13 protein-coding genes and 1 rRNA gene are annotated in these 16,622 nt (G+C 70.0%); 7 read left to right on the plus strand and 7 right to left on the minus strand.

Going from position 1 to position 16,622, the window contains the following annotated elements:
* Window positions 1-153 precede the first annotated feature (153 nt).
* From rrf to AC0Z36_RS10055, 3 genes are all read left to right on the plus strand, one after another.
* Window positions 154-270, plus strand: a 5S ribosomal RNA gene (gene rrf, locus AC0Z36_RS10045).
* A gap of 77 nt (window positions 271-347) precedes the next feature.
* A complete protein-coding gene (locus AC0Z36_RS10050; protein ID WP_485462412.1) occupies window positions 348-1,259 on the plus strand; it encodes an oxygenase MpaB family protein in 912 nt (303 codons plus the stop codon).
* 247 nt (window positions 1,260-1,506) lie between these two features.
* Window positions 1,507-3,075, plus strand: coding sequence for an acyl-CoA synthetase (locus tag AC0Z36_RS10055; protein ID WP_485462413.1), 1,569 nt, complete (start codon window positions 1,507-1,509; stop codon window positions 3,073-3,075).
* Window positions 3,076-3,264: 189 nt separating this feature from the next.
* Here AC0Z36_RS10055 and AC0Z36_RS10060 read toward each other — a convergent pair whose 3' ends face one another.
* Window positions 3,265-4,878: an acyl-CoA synthetase gene (locus AC0Z36_RS10060; RefSeq protein ID WP_485462414.1), complete on the minus strand. Its 1,614-nt coding sequence runs from the start codon at window positions 4,876-4,878 to the stop codon at window positions 3,265-3,267.
* Window positions 4,879-5,150: 272 nt separating this feature from the next.
* Here AC0Z36_RS10060 and AC0Z36_RS10065 point away from each other — a divergent pair, with 272 nt between their 5' ends.
* Window positions 5,151-5,954 (plus strand): crotonase/enoyl-CoA hydratase family protein, encoded by an 804-nt coding sequence (locus AC0Z36_RS10065; RefSeq protein WP_485462415.1) that lies wholly within the window; start codon window positions 5,151-5,153, stop codon window positions 5,952-5,954.
* A gap of 11 nt (window positions 5,955-5,965) precedes the next feature.
* Here AC0Z36_RS10065 and AC0Z36_RS10070 read toward each other — a convergent pair whose 3' ends face one another.
* Window positions 5,966-7,381, minus strand: a complete 1,416-nt coding sequence (locus tag AC0Z36_RS10070) for a hypothetical protein (protein WP_485462416.1) — start codon at window positions 7,379-7,381, stop codon at window positions 5,966-5,968.
* A gap of 519 nt (window positions 7,382-7,900) precedes the next feature.
* Here AC0Z36_RS10070 and cspE point away from each other — a divergent pair.
* Both cspE and AC0Z36_RS10080 read left to right on the plus strand, forming a co-directional pair.
* Window positions 7,901-8,107, plus strand: coding sequence for a transcription antiterminator/RNA stability regulator CspE (gene cspE, locus AC0Z36_RS10075; RefSeq protein WP_485462417.1), 207 nt, complete (start codon window positions 7,901-7,903; stop codon window positions 8,105-8,107).
* Between the two features lie 142 nt (window positions 8,108-8,249).
* Window positions 8,250-8,729, plus strand: coding sequence for a hypothetical protein (locus AC0Z36_RS10080; protein ID WP_485462418.1), 480 nt, complete (start codon window positions 8,250-8,252; stop codon window positions 8,727-8,729).
* Window positions 8,730-8,859: 130 nt separating this feature from the next.
* Here AC0Z36_RS10080 and AC0Z36_RS10085 read toward each other — a convergent pair whose 3' ends face one another.
* Window positions 8,860-9,087 (minus strand): hypothetical protein, encoded by a 228-nt coding sequence (locus AC0Z36_RS10085; protein WP_485462419.1) that lies wholly within the window; start codon window positions 9,085-9,087, stop codon window positions 8,860-8,862.
* A gap of 71 nt (window positions 9,088-9,158) precedes the next feature.
* The gene (locus tag AC0Z36_RS10090) at window positions 9,159-10,016 is read right to left on the minus strand and encodes a phosphotransferase (protein WP_485462420.1); all 858 of its coding nucleotides are present in this window, start codon (window positions 10,014-10,016) and stop codon (window positions 9,159-9,161) included.
* An 822-nt stretch (window positions 10,017-10,838) separates the two neighbouring features.
* Between AC0Z36_RS10090 and AC0Z36_RS10095 the strand changes: the two genes are divergently transcribed.
* Window positions 10,839-12,455, plus strand: coding sequence for an NsdA family TPR-like regulatory protein (locus tag AC0Z36_RS10095; RefSeq protein ID WP_485462421.1), 1,617 nt, complete (start codon window positions 10,839-10,841; stop codon window positions 12,453-12,455).
* 3 nt (window positions 12,456-12,458) lie between these two features.
* Here the strand turns inward: AC0Z36_RS10095 and AC0Z36_RS10100 are convergent, their stop codons facing one another.
* The 3 genes from AC0Z36_RS10100 to AC0Z36_RS10110 form a co-directional block, all read right to left on the minus strand.
* Complete coding sequence (locus AC0Z36_RS10100) at window positions 12,459-13,655, minus strand: PP2C family protein-serine/threonine phosphatase (protein WP_485462422.1); 1,197 nt, start codon at window positions 13,653-13,655, stop codon at window positions 12,459-12,461.
* 289 nt (window positions 13,656-13,944) lie between these two features.
* The gene (locus tag AC0Z36_RS10105) at window positions 13,945-15,138 is read right to left on the minus strand and encodes an acetyl-CoA acetyltransferase (protein ID WP_485462423.1); all 1,194 of its coding nucleotides are present in this window, start codon (window positions 15,136-15,138) and stop codon (window positions 13,945-13,947) included.
* Window position 15,139: 1 nt separating this feature from the next.
* Window positions 15,140-16,594 (minus strand): OB-fold domain-containing protein, encoded by a 1,455-nt coding sequence (locus AC0Z36_RS10110; RefSeq protein ID WP_485462424.1) that lies wholly within the window; start codon window positions 16,592-16,594, stop codon window positions 15,140-15,142.
* Window positions 16,595-16,622: the final 28 nt, after the last annotated feature.

Here is a 16,622-nt window from a genome sequence, read left to right on the forward strand (position 1 = left end):
CGGTACTAATAGGCCGAGGAATTGTCCTCAGGTGCTACGCGTCCACTGTGTGGTTCCCAGACCGTGACTGGTTCTGGTGAGCCGTTTGTTAACAGTATGAGTTTACTGTTGTGAGCTGGTTTTCCGACCAGATCCTTGTGGGTCTGACTGGTTTCCGGTGGTCATGGCGGGAAGGAAACACCCGGTCCCATTCCGAACCCGGTAGTTAAGCTTCCCTGCGCCGATGGTACTGCACTCGAAGGGGTGTGGGAGAGTAGGTCGCCGCCGGAATTATCTTGAGTGAAAGGCCCCCGTCCTTATGGACGGGGGCCTTTTGCGTTTGCCGAGCCGGTCGTACGCTGACCGGTGTGGAGAAGACCGAGCAACCCCAGCAGGAGAGTCCCGATCGCTTCGGAGCCGGTGGACCTGAGGATGGCCTCGGCCTCTTCGGGCCCGACTCAGTGACCTGGCAACTGCACGCGGATCCGATGATGTGGGTGGCGGGCGTCAGGGGGCTGTACCTCCAGGCACTGCACCCCCGTGCGGTCCGCGGTGTCATGCAGAATTCCGACTTCCGGCGCGATCCGTGGGGCCGGCTGTTCCGTACCGCGGACTACATAGGCGTCACCACCTACGGCACCAGGGCGGAGGCGGAACGGGCAGGGGCGCGGGTGCGCCGCATCCATGCGCGGTTGCAGGCCACTGATCCCGACACGGGTGAGGCTTATCGGGTCGACGATCCGGCGCTGTTGCGGTGGATCCATTGTGCGGAAGTCAGCTCGTACCTCGACGTCGTCCGGCGGTCTGGGTATCCGCTGAACGATGAGCAGGCCGACCTCTACCTCGCTGAACAACGGCAGGCCGCGGTGCTCGTCGGGTTGGCGGTGGATGATGTCCCCGGGGCGGTCCAGGAGATGCGGGCCTACTTTGACGAAGTGCGTCCTGTGCTGGCTGATTCCCAGGAAGCGCAGGAGGTCTGGCGCTTCCTGCGGCGTCCGCCCGTACCTCTGGCCTTGTGGCTCGGGCGGGAGATTCTGTGGCGTCAGTTGTCTGAACTCGCGTACGGGTCACTGCCGTTGTGGGCACAGCGGCTCTACGGGCGGCGGGGACTGCCGGAGTTCGCGGTCAAGCTCGGGCTGCGGGGACTGCGGCGCGGATCGGGTGTGATCACGCCGTTGATCCGTGTTGTGTACCCGTCGCCGCACATCGGGGCGGCGGTCGAACGCCTCGGTCCGCATGTGGCTCCGTCGCCGGCCCGGCTGCCGATGCCGGTCGGTTGAGCAGCCAGGAGCGGGCCTCAGTCTCGAGTGACGGTTGAGGAAGGAGGAAGGTCGAGGTGTGAAGCGGGGCGGACGACCGCGGCGGGTAGGCCGTACGCCGTTGAACAGCGTTTGACGGGTCGGCGAAGGTCGGTGAAGGACCAGAGAGCCGTTGAAAAATAGGAAGGTTTCCAGACTTCCTTTCGGCGTCGGATGCGGACACAATGCTAGGCGGTGTCAAGTATTTGTACGGTGGAGGGGATGGCACGTGGCTCAGGACGACAGTGGTGTACAGCAGGCGAACGGCTTCTACGCCATAGCCGGGCGGCATCCGGACAAGCTCGCTCTTGTTGACCCGGACGGTGTCGATTGGACGGCGGGTGAGCTGCTCGCCGCAGCGAACCGCACGGTCCACGGGCTTCGTGCGGCAGGGCTCGGGCGCGGTGATGTGTTCTGTGTGGTCCTGCCGAACTGCGCCGAGTACATCGTGACGTACCTGGCCGCGGCGCAGGCCGGGATGTACATGGTGCCGGTCAACAATCACCTGGTCGGGCCGGAACTCGCCTTCATCCTGAGCGACAGCGGCGCCAAGGTGCTCATCGGGCACGAGCGCTTCGCCGACGTGGTGGTCAAGGCAGCGGAGGAAGTCGGCTTCCCCGCGGACAAGCGGTTCGCCGTCGGGGAGATCGCCGGGTTCCGGCCGCTCGCCGAACTGCTGGACGGGCAGTCGGATTCGACGCCCGCAGACCGGGCGGCCGGCGTGACGATGAACTACACCTCCGGCACGACCGGGCGTCCGCGCGGGGTGCGGCGACCGCTGGCCGATGTGCTCCCCGAGGCGCAGCGGCACGGCGGGACCCTCCTGCTCTACAAGATCCGGCCGTTCGACGACAATGTGCACCTGGTGGGCTCGCCGCTATACCACACGGCCGTCCTCCAGCACGCCCAGCAGTCGCTGAACATCGGTCACGCCGTCGTCCTCATGGACAAGTGGTCGCCGGAGGAGATGCTGCGCGTCATCGAGCGCTACAAGGTGACGCACACTCACATGGTGCCCACCCAGTTCCACCGGCTGCTGCAACTGCCGGACGAGGTCAAGGCGAAGTACGACGTCTCCTCGATGCAGCACGCGCTGCACGGGGCCGCGCCGTGCCCGGACCACGTGAAGCGCCGCATGATCGAGTGGTGGGGCAACTCCATCGAGGAGTACTACGCCGCGAGCGAGGGCGGCGGCACCTTCTGCACCGCGGAGCAGTGGCTGAAGAAGCCGGGGACCGTCGGTACGGCCTGGCCGATCAGTGAGATCGCCATCTTCGACGAAGAGGGCAACCGGCTCGCGGCCAACGAGGTCGGCACCATCTACATGATCATGAAGGTGGGCGGCTTCAAGTACCACGGGGACGAGGAGAAGACGCGGAAGAACCGGATCGGCGACTGGTTCACCGTCGGCGACGTCGGGTTCATCGACGAGGACGGCTACCTCTTCCTGCGCGACCGCAAGATCGACATGGTCATCTCCGGCGGGCAGAACATCTACCCGGCGGAGATCGAGAGCGCACTGTTGGAGCACCCGGCCGTGGCTGACGTGGCGGTGTTCGGCATCCCCCACGAGGACTGGGGCGAGGAGGTCAAGGCCGTCGTCGAGGCGGGCGAAGGCCGGACGGCGGGTCCTGAACTGGCCGCGGAGTTGCTGGCGTTCTGCGCGGAGAAGCTGGCGAAGTACAAGTGCCCGCGGAGCGTTGACTTCATCGAGACGATGCCGCGTGACCCGAACGGGAAACTCCAGAAGCGCAAACTCCGCGACCCCTTCTGGGCGGGCCGGGAACGCGCTCTGTAAATCCGTACGGCTGAATTGAAGTCGCCCCTCGGCGAGAGCGTCAGCGAAAACTTCGGTGAAAGTTTCGGTGAAAGCGGAGGGGCGGCTCCGGCATGTCTTCTTCCGTACGGAAGGGCTTATGCGAAAGCCCCGGCCCGGAGACCTTCCGGGGCGGGGCCACGCAACCTGGGAAACCCGTACGAACGTCTTCTATTCTTCGGTGGACGCCACGGAAGCGGCCCACACCAGGTCGGGCTTTCCGGTCGGGGTGCGGCGGGTCTCGGCGACCAGGCGCAGCACCCGGGGGACCTTGTAGCCGGCGATCCTGGCGCGGCAGTGCTCCTGGATGTCCGCGAGAGTCGGGGTCTTGCCCGTACGGGCCTGGACGACGACGGCCACAGTCTGGCCCCAGCGCTCGTGCGGGACGCCGACGACGATCGCGTCGTACACCTCGGGGTGCTCCTTGACGGCGCCCTCGACCTCCTCGGTGAAGATCTTCTCGCCGCCGGAGTTGATGGTGGCGGAGCCGCGGCCGAGCAGGGTGATGTGGCCGTTCTCCTCCAGCTTGGCGTAATCGCCGGGGATGACGTAGCGCGTGCCGTCGGGGGCCGTGCGGAAAACCTCGGCGGTCTTGACCGGGTCGTTCAGGTAGCAGAGGGGGATGTTTCCGCTGCGTCCGAGCTTTCCCAGAACGCCGATCGGCAACGGGTTGAGATCGTCGTCCAGGACCACTGAACCCGGGACGGCCTTGACGGTGATGCCCTCGCGCTGCTGTCCCGTCTCGCCCTTCACCGCCACGCCGACGCCGTTCGCGCCGGACTCGGAGGCGCCGATGGCGTCGGAGACGATGCAGCCCAGGCGCTCCATGAAGGCTTCCTTCAGGGCGGGTGAGAACAGTGCGGCGCTGGAGGAGACGGCGAACATGGCGGACAGGTCGTACTCGTGTTCGTCCAGTTGCTCAAGCAGCGGGCGGGCCATCGCGTCACCGGTGATCAGGATGACGTTGACCTTCTCGTCCTGCACCAGCTGCCAGACGCCGTGCGCGTCGAACTTGTCGATGAGGACGACCCGGTGGCCCTTGCAGAGGTTCTGCAGGACGCCCCACTGGGTCGCGCCGTGCATGAGCGGCGCGATGGGCAGCGACGTCATCTGCCCGTTGCGCCCTTTCTCCGCCATCTCCTCCGGCGCTGATATCCGGGTGCCGTTGGTCGGGTCGATACCGCCGCCGAGGGCGAAGACGACATCGCCCTGCCGCCACACCACACCCTTGGGCAGGCCGGTGGTGCCACCGGTGAACAGCAGATATGTGTCGTCGGGGGACCTCGGGCCGAAATCGCGTACGGAGGACTGCGCCGTCATGGCGTCCTCGAACGCGACCGCGCCGAGGGACTCGGCGGTGACCGGTCCGTACAGGTCGGGGGCGGTGTCGTCCTCGACCACGATCAGGTGCCGCAGCGAGGCGACCTTCGGCGCGACCTCGGCGACCCGGTCGGTGAACTGCCGCTGGAAGACCAGGGCCACCGGCGCCGCCTGGTCGAGCAGGTAGGCCAGTTCGTCCGCGACGTACCGGAAGTTCACGTTCACGCACACAGCGCGGATCTTGTAGATCGCGAGCATGGCCTCGGCCCACTCGACGATGTTGAACGCGTAGACCGCGACGTGGTCGCCGGGCTGTACGCCCTGGTCGGCCAGGTGGTGGGCGAGGCGGTTGGCCCGCGCTTCGAGGTCGGCGTAGGTACGGTGTGCCCCATTGGCGACAAGTGCTTCACGCTCGGGGTATTCGTCAACCGCATGCTCGAAGAGGTCGGCGAGGTTGAATTCCATGGCGCGGAGCGTAGAGCCGGAGAGCGGTGTTTTCCAGAGGTTTCGGGAAAATAGTATGGGGTCCTGACTTTTTTCTCCGAGGGGCGCCTGGGCGGCTGGTTGGCGGTTCGTCCGGAAGTGAGTCCGGGAGTGTCCCGGGGAGGCGCTCCGTCGGGATTGATTCCCTTGACTCAAGCAATGACATGGGTTGACAATCGGCGCCGGACAGCCCTCACCCCGCGCGTAGCGCGCGTTCCGGTAAGGGCGGCACAGTCGAGAGGTCGAAATATCCCATGAGCGACAACCCGCACCTGTCAGTGGAGAAGCGGGACGGCACCCTGATAGTCACGCTGAACCGGCCCGAGGCGCGCAACGCGCTCTCCCTGCCGATGCTCGTCGGTATGTACGACGCATGGCTCCAGGCGGATGCCGACGACGGGATCTTCTCGATCATCCTCACCGGCGCCGGCGGGACCTTCTGCTCCGGCATGGACCTCAAGGCGCTCGCCGGTGCGGCCATGGTCGGCGGCGAGGACTACCGGCAGCGCATGCAGGACGACCCGGACCTGCATTGGAAAGCGATGCTCCGGCACCACCGTCCGCGCAAGCCGCTGATCGCCGCGGTCGAGGGCTACTGCGTGGCCGGCGGTACGGAGATCCTGCAGGGCACGGACATCCGGGTCGCGGCGGAGGACTCCGTGTTCGCGGTGGCGGAGGTGCGGCGCGGCCTGTTCCCGCTCGGCGGCTCCACGGTGCGGCTGCAGCGGCAGATCGGCTACACCAACGCGATGGAGATGTTGCTGACGGGCCGTCGGTACACCGCGGAGGAGGCCCGGCAGATCGGGCTCATCGGGCGGGTGGTGCCGTCCGGCGGCGCTCTGGACGCCGCGCTGGAGACGGCCGCGATCATCAACGCGAACGGGCCGCTGGCCGTCGAGGCGGTCAAGAAGTCGATCCTGGAGACGGCGGCGCTGTCAGAGGCGGACGGCCTCAAACGGGAGCTGGAAATCGGGCAGCCGGTCTTCGCGACCGCTGATGCGAAGGAGGGTCCGACGGCGTTCGCGCAGAAGCGGAAGCCGGTCTACCGGCGGGCTTGAGGCACCGGGCCTCAGTTGTACTCGCGCAGGCGCGGGCGCACCCCCACGACCACCGCGGCGGCGCCCGCGCAGAGCAGGACGACCGGCAGCAGCGGATACAGCCGCAGCGCGTCCCGGCCGGCGGCTGTCCGCTCCGCGAACACCGTCCGGTCGAGTGCTGCTGCCCGCTCCAGTGAGCTCTCGTAGTCGAAGAAGGAGAACCCGAGGTTGCCCCGGGAGACCGCCGTGGCCAGGCCGACGGCGGTCTCCGTGCGTCCGGCCGCCGCCGCGTCCATCAGTTTTACCGAGTCGGCGGTGAAGGTCCGCAGCCGGTCGCTCTGCCAGGCCCGCGCCGAAGGGCCTTGCAGATCAGTGGTCTTCGCGGTGAAACCGGCCCGGTAGCCCGGCGCGGCGTCCGGCAGGATCACCGTACGGACCGCGTCCGCGTAGGCGGCCGACGCGGACACGCGGGCCCCGGCGGTCACGGTGTACGGAGTGGATCCCGCGGACTCGGCCGCGCGCAGGCGGTCCCCATGTCCGGACAGCAGCAATGCGGTGCACCCGGCGGCTCCGGCGGTGAGCAGCGTCGCCACCACCAGCGCCGGGGAGAACAACCGTCGGAACCGGCGCGCGCACCACACCTGCAGGGCGATGAGCCCGGCGGTGACGACAAGCCCGGAGACGACGGTCAGCAGCCAGCCGCGGTGGACGTCCGACCGGTCCGCCCGGTAGGCGGCGGCCAGCCGGTCGGCGGCGGACCGGCCCAGGGTGCCGCCGATCGGCAACAGGTCCTGGTGGACCAGGGAGGTCGCCGCGGTGTACGCGTTGAGGGCCAGTGCCCCCGGACGGCCGGGCGCGCGCTCCCGGTCCCGTTCGTCGGCCTGCTGAGCCTCGGCGTTGAACGCGTCGAACCGGGCGAGCCGGTCCAACAGTGTGCGGGTGGTGGCGGCTTCAGCGCCGGTGCTCCCCATGGACAGCAGTGTCTGCACGTCCGCCGACACCTGGGCGCGGCGTTCGCGCAGGGTGCGCAGGGCGAGCTGCTTGTTGCCGATCTGCTCGTCGTGCCCGATCAGCAGGATGTTCGCAGCCTGGGTGTCCAGATCGGCCAGGGCGAAGTTCAGGTCGGCGGCCACCGCGACCCGGTCGGCCTCGTGCGCGACCGTGCCCACCCCGTGGCGGGCGTCCGCGGTGCCCACCGAGACCACGTCGAGGAGCACGGCGGTCCCGCACAGCAGGGCGATCGCGGCCAGTCGCAGCCGGGCGGCGGTGGACACAGCGCGGAAGACCGACCGTACGGCCAGCCTGAGTATCGTCCTGAGCTTGGGCCGCTGCGCCGGCCGCTTGGGGGAAGAGTTGTTGCCCGATCCCGGCTGCGGGTCAGGAGTGGCCTGTGTGCCCGGGCGCGTCCCGGGCCTCGCCGTCGTCGGTGCGGTGGTCGTCGTCGCCATGGACGCGAGGCTATGAAGGCCGTACGACGGGGACCCGGACGTCGGGTGACCGGCGTCGGACCGCTCGGTGAACAACCGCTCCGAGTGATCTGGCGGCCCGTCAGGACAACAGCTGTGCCGGGTGTGGCGGCGGGCTCGGCTGAGCAGCTCCCCGAGCAGCCCGGAGCTGTTCCGGAAGCAGCCCCAGGGCTGTTCTGAGAGCTTCTCCGCAGTGATCACATTCGGGTGAAAGGCCAGTGGGTGAGGGGCTGTTGCGCCGGGGCCCGTCCGTGTAACGTGGTCGCCGGTTGCAGCAGTAGTAGTAGTTCCCTCGCAAGACCTGACGCCTGCGGAGACAGTGACCGGGGGCGTTTTTTGAATGGTCGGCACCAAGCGACGCGTCCGCGCGGAGCCCGGTGGCGGTCACTCGGTGTCTCGGAGTTCTCGCCGGGTGTGTGACGGGGAGTGGGAGCGCTTCGACAACGGCGACCCGATGTCGTGAGGTGCGGCATTCGAGGGTTTTTGTGAAGGAAGCTGACTATGGCCACCGGTACGGTCAAGTGGTTCAACGCCGACAAGGGTTACGGGTTCATCTCCCAGGACGACGGCGGCGCAGACGTCTTCGTCCACTTCTCCGCCATCCAGAGCAGCGGTTACCGCTCCCTGGAAGAGAACCAGCGGGTGGAGTTCGAGGTCACCCAGGGTCAGAAGGGTCCGCAGGCCGAGCAGGTCCGCCCGCTCGCCTGAGGTTTCTTCTCAACCGCGCTATGTGCAAGGTCCGCCCTCTGCCGGGGCGGACCTTGCGCATTTGCGCGCGGGGAAGGCCCCGCCGACGCTGTGGGCGAGGTCGGTCGGCGGTCCGCCCGCTCCGGGCCGTAGCATGACCACCATGGGTTTTCTGCGCCGCCGCCGCCCCGCTGGGCCGGATTTCGACGTCCTCGCTGTTCCGTTCACCGACTGGCCGGGCTCCGTGGTCGTGGCCATGCTGCCCGGTGAGGACGGGAGCAACCAGGGTGTCTTCATCCGGTACGACCTGTTGGCCGGACGCGGCCCCGCCATGTTGGTGGGCAACCTGCCGGCCGGTTCCCCCGCGCGTGCGCCCGAGGCCGGGCGCATCGAGGCGCAGCAGCTGGTCGCGGCCCTCGGGCACGACGAGATGCCGGAGGAACTGAGCGTCGAGGAGTACCCCATGATGATGGACGACGGGCTGCTCATCCTGCGCAAGGTCAAGTACGAGGGCGGGCGGCTGGCCTGCATGGAGTTCGACCGTGACGACCACGTCCAGGTGCGGGTCGTGTCGTGGGACCGGCCGCTGACCGACGACGTGTTCAAGCTGCTCAAGCCGATTCCGGCGGACCAGTTCGGCTGAGTCGGCCCTATGGACCGCTGAGCTGGACCGCTGAGCTGGACCGCTGAGCTGGACCGCTGAGCTGGACCGCTGAGCTGGACCGCTGAGCTGGATTACTGAGTGACTGAAGGGCCCGTCTCCGGCGGGCCCTTCAGCGTTCGTTGCCCTGCTTGTAGTGGCCGGTGGCACGGGCCAGGAGGTGCTGGACGGCGTCCTCGTCGGGGGCCGCGTCCAGCACGGCACTGAGCCGGGCCGCCTTCGCACCGCCCACGGTGACGACCAGCCGGCCCCCACGGGAGACCAGGACCTTTCCGTCCTTGGTGACCCGGTGGTCGAAGGGGTTGCTGGTGAGGCGCCCGCGCGCGTCCGTTGACGTCATGGGAAGCGACGGTAGGTCAAGGCCATACACGGGCGCCTGTCGTTTTTCGGTGCGCCGGACCCCGGCGTTGCCTAGCGGGTGCCGACCGCCGCCCGCACCGCCCGGCGGACGACCGTGCAGTCGTCGTGCAGGCGCCGCAGCACCCGCCGGTTGTCGTCAGCGGCGCCGGAACCGTCGTGCAGCCGGATCTCCCGGACGAGCACGAGCATGAGGTTGACCAGGAAGGCGTCCCGGGCCTGGCTGCCCTCCTGCTGGGCGAGCTGGACGATGTGCCGCCTGGTCATCGGATCGCGGGCCAGCAGCGTCCACAGGACCGCCAGGTCGTAGCCGGGCAGGTGGTAGCCGGCGGACTCCCAGTCGAGCAGGGCCGGGCCGTGCGAGGTCAGCAGGACGTTGGGCGGCACCGGGTCGCCGTGGCAGAACTGCGGAGTCATCCGTGCCACCCCGCGCAGCAGGTGGCTCAGGTCGGTGGCGTCGCGGTCGGTCAGCAGTCCGAGCGTGTGATAGCGGTCGATGCGCGCCGGGTAGTCGAACGCGAACGGGAACGTGCCCGCGGGCGGACGCCACTGGTTGAGCGCGGACACCGCCTGCAGGGTCGCGCGGACGTCGCCGCGGGCCAGTGCGGCCGACGGGTGCCGGTCCCGGGCGGCGGGGCGTCCGGGGACGTGTTCGAGCACCATGATTCCGCGCTCGGCGTCGGCGGCGACCAGCCGGGGTACCCGCACCGGGGGCCGCCTGCGGGTGAAGGTGCGGTAAGCGGTCACCTCCTGGCGGAAGCGCTGCACCCAGTGCGGGGAGTCGGCGAGCAGGCACTTGACCACGACGGACTCCCGGCCGAGGCTGCCGGCGAGCAGAACGGACTTGCCCGAGCGGTGGAGTACCGCGCCCGGGGTGAACCCCGGGCACAGTTTCGCGGCGGCGGCGGCCACACCGGCGAGGACCGTCTGTTCGGGCGACGGGGACGCCGGGACGCCGACCCGCGCGCCGGGGCCCCTGGCGGCGGGAAGACCCGCGGGGTCGCGCCGGGAGGGCCCCTTGGCGTCGGGTGACGGGCGGGGACCTGGGACTCTGGGGTTGCCGTACTCGGCGGAGTCGCGCTCTCCCGGGTGCCGGTCCGCGGGGTTGAAGCGGCTGCCCGGCGCGGTACCGGGGTTGCCCGGACCCGATGGGACTTCCGCCGGCCTGCGGCCGTTCTGCGCGACGGTTCCGCGCCCCGGGGGGCGTGACGGGGCAGGTGGGGCGCTGCTTGACCCTGCGGCGGCGCGGTTTCGGGGACTTGTCGCAGAGGGGGACATCGACGGCCTTTCCTACTGTGTCTATCCGGGGATGAACCCCGGACCCCGCACGGGAGGCACCGGTGTTGTGGTGCTGTGGGGGTTTGCAGAAAACGTGCTCCAGACGCGCTGTTCCCTGGGATCCGGATCGGTTGCCCGTTGTTCTGCCGGTGTGTTCCGCTCTGGTCCTGCCGGTCTTTTCGGTGGACCCGGCGTCTCCGGTTCGTTCTCCACCTATGTGGATCCGGCCGCGCGGCGGGTGGGGGCCCACGTAGCCGGATCCACGTTCCTAACGACACATCCGGCGCAGGGTGGTGCTCCACCTGGCGACCCCTGGCGAAACCTGGCGAATCGGAGTGGAGCACTCCGCACAGCACTACTCTCGGAACCGGACGGCCCGCCCTGTTCCGGCCCGTCGGCCGGTCCGGGCGGACGCCGGTCAGGGTTGGTGAGCCGAGTCGATTAGGGGTTGGGCGGATGGGCCGCGAGCGCAACGACCGGCTGGTGGAGATCTTCACGATGACCGGCTGGTCCAAGGGGGAACTGGCCCGCCTGGTCAACCGGCGCGCGGCGGCCATGGGCTGCCCCCAGCTGGCCACGGACACCTCGAGGGTGCGGCGCTGGCTGGAGGACGGCGAACGGCCCCGGGAGCCCGTTCCGCGGGTCCTGGCCGCCCTGTTCACCGAACGGCTCGGGCGCGTGGTCACCTCGGAGGAGCTCGGCCTGGAGGAACGGGCCATGGCGCGCACCCAGTTCCCGCAGGAGGACCTGCCGTGGAGCACCGGCCACTGCCTCGCGGCACTGACCGAGTACACCGGTATGGACCTGATGCTCAACCGGCGGGGCTTCGCCGGTGGTGGGTTCGCCATGGTCCCGGGACCCGCCCTGGTCGCCAACCTGGGGCAGTGGATGCGGCCCCCGGTCAGGCGGCGGCGGCTCCCGGGACAGGCCACGGGGCCGGTTCCGGCCCCGGTCCCGGTCCCGGATGCGGCCCCGGTCCCGGACCAGGGCCAGCAGCCGGGTGCGCCGACGCGCCCACCGTCCCGCGCGGCGCACGCCGAGGGCACCGTCTACTGGGCGGGTCCTTTCGCCGAACTGGAACCCGGGACCGCCGACGGCAGCGGTCCGCAGGACCACGGCCCGGTCGGCACCGACGAGGTCGCCGCACTCGAACAAGCGGTCAGGGTCTTCCGCAGCTGGGACGCCGAACACGGCGGGGGCCTCCAACGCAAAGCGGTGGTCGGCCAGCTCAACGAGGTCGGCAACCTCGTCGCCCTCGCCCATCCTGGCCCGGTCACCGTACGCCTGTGGGCGGTGGCCTCAGGCCTGGCGGCGCTCGCCGGCTGGATGTCGCACGACGTGGGCCTGGACCCCACCGCGCAGAACTACTTCGTCATCGCCGCACACGCCGCCCGGGAGGCGGGCGACCTGCCGCGCGCGGCCGAGGCGCTGTCCCGCGCCGCCCGGCAGATGGTGCACCTGGGCCGCCCGGCCGACGCGCTCTCCCTGATCGAACTCGCCCAGCGCACCGGCGGCCCCACCGCCGGTCCGCGCACCCGGTCGATGTTCCACACCGTCCGGGCGTGGGCCCAGGCGGCCCTCGGCCGCACCCAGGAGTGCCGCCGTTCACTCGTCCAGGCCGAGCAGGAGTTCAACCGTACGGCCGGATTCGAAGACCCCGACTGGATCGCCTACTTCGACGAAGCCGATCTGTGCGGCATGCAGGCACTGGTGCACCGCACCCTCGCCGAGACCGGGGCGGACAGCGGGCACCCGGACCGCGCAGCGGCGGCGGCCGCGCAGCGCTACGCCCGGCAGGCCCTGGAACTGCGCGAACCCGGCAAACGCCGGGCGCACACCTTCGACCTGATCTCGCTGGCCGCTGCGTGTCTGCTCGACCAGCAGCCGGACCGGGCCGCGGACGCGGCGCGCCGGGCCCTGCGGAGCACGGCGGAGATCTCCTCCCACCGCACCTGGGACCGGCTGGACGATCTGCGCAGGACTGCGGAAGGATTCCGCGGGGTCACCGGGATCAGGGAGGTGTGCGAGGAGATCGCAGAAGGGATGCCCGTCCGCCCATCGGGGACCGGGTGACGCTCAGCAGGGCTGCGTCACCCGCACCGCCATCACACACGCGTCGTCCTCGTAGTCGGTGTGGCCGAGCCGGCTGACGACCAGATCCACACACGTACGCGCGTCCTTGTCACGGAGCCGCGGCGCCAGGTCGAGCAGCGGACGCACCGAGGCGTCGACGTCCTGACCGCGCCGCTCCACCAGGCCGTCGGTGAACATCAGCACGACGTCACCGGGCTCCGTCTGGACCCGCGACTCCGCGTACACCGGCTCGTCGCTCGCGCCGAGCAGCACCCCCTCCGGGGGATCCAGCAGGCTCCCGGTGCCGCCGCGGTACAGCATCGGCGTCGGATGCCCCGCCTGCGCCCACGTCAGCACCCGGGTGCGCGGGTCGAAACGGCAGCACACGACGCTGGCCACCGCCTCGTCGGCCAGCGTGTGCACCATCAGGCGGTTCAGCCAGTACAGGATGCGCCCCGGGGACGCCCCGGTCATCGCGATGCCCTCCAGCGCGCCGCGCAGCGTCGTCATGCCCGACGCCGCCGTCAGCCCGTGCCCGGACATGTCACCGAGCGCCAGCAGCACCGCGCCGTCCGGCAGGGTCAGCCCGTCGTACCAGTCCCCGCCGACCCGGGCGAGGGCCTCCGCCGGGAAATACCGCGTCGCCACCTCCAGGCCCGGCAACGCCACCGGGCGGTGCCACCACGGCATCACCACCCGTTGCAACTCGGCGGCGATCCGGTGCTCGGCCCTGGCCAGCTGACGCTGCGCCATCAACTGCTCGCGGGTGTCGTGCAGCGCCAGCTGCGTCTGCCGCAGCATGCTGACGTCGCGCAGGAGCACCCAGGCGCTGCGCGCCCGGCCGCCGGGACCCTGCACGGGTTCGCCGACCAGCTGCACTGTGCGCACCCGGCCGCCCGGCCGTTGGATCCGGAACTCGCCCTCGACGCTGCGCAGTTCCTCGCGCAGCCCGCGGAACAGCTCCACGGCGGCGGCGCGGTCGTCCGGCACGAGTGTGTCCGGGATGTCCTCCAGGCGCAGCGGCCCCAGGGCCGGATCACGGTCGAACAGGGGGTACATCTCGTCGGACCAGCGGATCTCTTCGGTGTCCAACTGCCACTCGGCGCTGGCCACCGGGCCGCTCTCCCCGTGGTTGCGGGGGGTGGGGACCAACGGTTCGTCAGGTGCGACCGCACCGGCGTTATCCAGCCGATCGTGCATCCGGCTCTCCCCTCGGGCACCAGCGAGCGCACTGCTGCGTGGCACTCAGTCACCCAGCGTCGTGACGTACGCTCCGGTACGTCACCACAGTCGCATATCCGCAGCGGTTTGGTGGCCGAATCCCGGGACGTTCCTTCGGGCGGCCCAGAGCCCGAAGAGGGCCGTGACCCGGGCCTGTCTGGCGCTGAACCGGGCCGGAACGCCCGCAGAACAGGTCGGGCCCGCGCGCCGGCCGGTGCCGGAACGCGGGCCCGGAGCCCGTCTTCGAGATGACGGACAGTCACCCGGGTCAGCCCAGTTCGCTGCCGAGGATCGAGATGAACGACACCATCTCACCGGGGTAACCGCCCAGGTTGTGGGTCAGCGCCAGGTTCCTTCCGGTGGCCGGGATCCGACGGTCCGCGGGGGCCTCGCCGCGTAGCTGGAGCCACGCCTCGAACATCATCCGCAGGCCGGATGCCCCTACCGGGTGGCCGAAACTCTTCAGTCCGCCGTCGGGGTTGACCGGCAGTCGGCCGTCCAGGTCGAAGGCGCCGGCCAAGACCTCTTTCCACGCGGTGCCGCGGTCGGCGAACTGCAGGTCCTCCATGAGCACCAACTCGGTGGGGGTGAAGCAGTCGTGCACCTCGGCCATCGCGATCTCTTCGCGCGGGTTGGTGACACCGGCCTGCCGGTAGGCGTCCTCGGCGCAGGCTGCGATCTCCCAGAAGGTGGTGTAGTCGTACTCCGGGTCGGTCACCCCCGAGCCGTTGCCGGACACCAGGGACAGCGCCTTGATGTAGACCGGGTTGTCCGTGTACAGGTGCGCGTCCTGCGCCCGGACCACGATCGCCGCCGCCGCGCCGTCCGCGACGCCCGCACAGTCGAAGACACCCAGTTGCCCGGCCAGCTTCGGCATCGCCGAGATCTTCTCCGCCGACATTTCCTTGCGGAACTGCGCGCGCGGGTTGCGGGCCCCGTTGTAGTGGTTCTTCGACGCGATGTGCGAGAGCACGGCGCGCATCTCGTCCTGACCGACGCCGTACTTCCCGGCGTACGCCGGGGCGACCATCGAGAACATCGCGGCGGCCGTCAGTGTCCTGGCGGTGCCGTCACCCGGGACGGGGAAGGCGTTCAGGCCCTGGAACCCGGAGTCCTTGACCTTCTCGACGCCGACCGCCAGGGCGACGTCGTACGCGCCGGACGCGACGGCGTAGGCCGCCTGCCGCAGCGCCTCGGAGCCGGTCGCGCACATGTTCTCGACCCGGGTGACGGGCTTGTTCTGCAACTGCAGCGGCTTCGACAGCGTCATGCCGGACATGCCCGACTGGGCGGTGCCCAGCCAGTACGCGTCGACCTGCTCCTTGGCCACGCCCGCGTCCGCGTACGCCGCGGTCACCGCGTCGACGAGGAGGTCGTCGACGCCCTTGTCCCAGTTCTCGATGAACGGCGTGCAGCTCATCCCGATGATCGCGACGCGGTCCTTGATGCCATGGGAACCCATGTCACGCCTCCCCGGCAGTGTCTGAGTTGTCAGCGGCGGAGGTGCGCACGGGGCGCGCCTTCCAGAAGTAGTTGTGGATGCCGTCGGACGTACCGAGCCGACGGAACGTCAGTTCCACCCGGTCGCCGTCGGCGACCTCGTCGGGGTCTATGTCGGTGAGTTCGACCGGCAGGCGACCCCCGCCATCGAAGTCCACGACCGCGAAAACGATCGGCGGGCTGGGGGAGTAGGCCATCCGGTCGATGGTGAACGCCTTTACGGTGCCGGCCACATCGGACATCGGCACCGGTTCCATGTCGTCCACCGCGCCGCCGCGCATCGAAACCCGCGCGGGCGGCAGGTGCACCGCGCCCGAGGAGCGGTCCCGCGAGGCGACGAAGCCGAACTTCCAGTCCGCCGACCGGGCGGCGGCCGACGAGGACGTACGGGCCGGCTCCGGGCGGCGCGGGGGGTCCACGGCGAGCATGCCGCGCCACGACAGGAACTTGCCGTACGCGACGGGGCCACCGCCGTCGACCTGTTCGGCCACCGTACGGACCGGCCGGTACGCAGCGATCGCATCCGTGGCGCGGAAGACGAACACCTCGGCGCCGTCCGACAGGACGACCAGCGCGACGGTCTCACCGGGCACGGCCGTGTCGAGCACCGACCCGAGCAGGACACCGGGGTGCGCCGCACCGGTCACACCGACGGTCGCTGCCAGGCTGTCCGCCAGGACACCGTCGCGTACGGACAACTTGCGGCTGAGCGAGGCGACCGCACGGCCGTGCAGACCGGCGATCGCCACCCGGTCGATCTGATCGGCCGTCAGTCCCGTGGCCTTCAGTGCCTCGTTCCACGCCTGGCGGCCCGCCGTCAGGTAGTGGTTCTCGCCGAACTTCTCCTCCCACAGCCGGGACCGGTTCTCGCCCGGCACCCGCCAGCGGTCCACGAACTCGGCCGTGGCGCTCGCGCCACCGAGGTATTCGGCGATGACGCCGGTACCCGATCCTGTGAGCAGCGCCGACGCGCCGTCGCCGCCCTGGGACTCGTCCGCACTGCCCGGCAGGCCCGTGCGGATGTCGGACCCGACGACCAGCGCCGGGGTCGTCCCGTCGAGCGCGAGCCGCAGCAGACCGGCTGCGGACCGTACCGAACCTGTCGCGTCGACCGCCGGGACACCGGCGTCCAGGCGCAACGCCGCGTGCATGGTGGTCGCGTTGGTCCGGTCGGTGTACGCGGGGTTCACCGTGGCGAACAGCAGTGAACGCGGGGCCGCGCCGGGAGTCCCGCGCAGCGCGTAGCGCGCGGCCTCGACGCCCATCGTGGTGGTGTCCTCATCGAAGGACGCGACCGTACGGGTGCCCTTGCCGCCGCCGGTCCCGGCGACTGCGGCGATGCCCTTGCGGTCCAGACGGCGGTACGGCAGGTAGGTGCCGTAGCCGAGGATGCCCCGGGTTTCCGGAGTGCTTGTCATGTGTGGGTCCACTTCCCGCTGGTTCGAG

The sequence above is a fragment of the Kitasatospora sp. UYEF31 genome, assembly GCF_057291755.1.